Source organism: Thermophagus xiamenensis, from assembly GCF_900112795.1.
Lineage (GTDB): Bacteria > Bacteroidota > Bacteroidia > Bacteroidales > Marinilabiliaceae > Thermophagus > Thermophagus xiamenensis.
In genome coordinates this window covers 1-1,562 of the sequence record NZ_FONA01000046.1, presented here as the reverse complement: position 1 = coordinate 1,562, position 1,562 = coordinate 1, and the positions used below count along the sequence as shown (strand labels likewise).

The 1,562-nt window shown below is 35.1% G+C and carries 2 protein-coding genes; one reads left to right on the top strand and one right to left on the bottom strand.

Annotated features, from left to right (window positions below):
* The coding region (locus tag BM130_RS15595; protein ID WP_217645619.1) for a hypothetical protein at positions 1 to 260 on the bottom strand (260 nt) is incomplete at its 3' end.
* On the opposite strand from BM130_RS15595, the gene BM130_RS15035 reads away from it, so the two are divergent.
* Positions 142 to 1,407 carry an IS4 family transposase gene (locus BM130_RS15035; protein ID WP_074964421.1) on the top strand — a complete coding sequence of 422 codons (1,266 nt, stop codon included), beginning with the start codon at positions 142 to 144 and terminating at the stop codon, positions 1,405 to 1,407. The two genes, BM130_RS15595 and BM130_RS15035, sit on opposite strands and share 119 nt — an antisense overlap.
* Positions 1,408 to 1,562 lie beyond the last annotated feature (155 nt).

Below are 1,562 nucleotides of genomic sequence, written 5' to 3'. Positions count from 1 at the left end.
GGGCATTGCTGTAAACTTAAGGAATAAATTGGTAAAAAAGGCAGGTGATAAAACGTCAAATCACCTGCCTTAGGTATAAGGATAATTAGAAAATTAGAAGATGAAGTTAATAAAATCTTCGATAAGGAGAACATTCTGAACATGTCAAAATCGAATGGATTCATAAAGCGGCTTCGCAAAATTCGACCAATTCCTTTGATTGAGGCCGTTTTATTTAGCAATGAAGATCCGTCCAAGGTCAGTCTTAATGACATAGCCATGTATTTAAACTTTAAGTTTGGGATTAAGCTTACACGACAAGCAATAAAAAAGAGGTTCAACAAAAATGCGACGAATTTTTTGAAGCAAGTATTGGAGGGGCTTCTTCATTCAAATCTTGAAGATAAGGTTCCTGTTTTTTCACATTCATGTTTTGAACGAATAACGATAAAAGACTCCACCTGTAATCAATTGCCGGATCATTTTAAAAGTGTATATCCGGGCAGTGGAGGTTCCGGCTCAAAATCAGCAGTTCGGATTCAATTTGAATATGATTTAAAAAATTTAAAAGTTCTGGAGTTAAGCGTAAGTCCTTTCAATCACCAAGACCTTCATAATTCGAAAGAAACGATTTCAGGTGTTCGCAAGAACGACCTTGTATTAAGAGACTTGGGATATATATCATTGGAGGTATTAAAAATGATCGATGCTTCTGAAGCCTGGTATATTTCAAGACTCAACCCAAACATAAGCAAAGTATATGATGCAGCTACCGGCAAACTTTTAGACTTCGCAAAAACTGAGCAATATATGCGCAGAAATAATTTATCGCTGATAGAAAAGGAAGTTCTTTTAGGGGATGAAAAATATAAAACCCGTCTTGTCTTAGAATTGGTGCCCGATGAAGTAAAAGCCGGGAGAATCCGGAACGCCGAAAAATATGCAAAGCGAAAGAGCAGACAAATAGCTAAGCAACGAAAAGCTAAGTTTGGTTTGAACCTTTTTTTAACAAACTGCCCATCCAAGATGATTGCAGCAGGTGAAGTTAGACGTATTTATGGAATTCGTTGGCAAATAGAAATGATTTTCAAAGCATGGAAACAAAATATCCAATTTCATAAGATAAAGAAAATGAGTATTGACAGATACGAATTTTTACTTTATTCAAAGCTGATAGTCATAATGCTACAATGGAAATTCTATCAAATAATGGATATTATCAGTTATGCAAAAAACAAAAGGAGGGTTAGTCTATTGAAAATATACAAGGCCTTCGGACTAATAAAAGAAAAGTTTATCTCTCTTTTGAGAGGGGATAAAGAATCTGCAAGAGATATAATAAAGCGGTTACTGGATGCTTGTAATTCCTATATACTACATGATGACCGCAAAGGAAGAATCAATTGGAGAAGTGCACAAATAATTTAATTAAAATTTTCATATAATGCAGATATTTAGTATATTAGAGGCATGTAAAACGCCAGGCCAACAATTTGTTGGCCAAAAAAAATTAGGTATGAGGGCGTTTTCTGCAGTGGGAGGCGAAAGCCTCCTTGTATCTTCTCTTATCAATTCATTATCAG

What these genes read in the sequence shown, in the direction of transcription:
- BM130_RS15035 (WP_074964421.1), top strand. Translation starts at nt 142, where the DNA reads ATGTCAAAATCGAATGGATTCATAAAGCGGCTTCGCAAAATTCGACCA.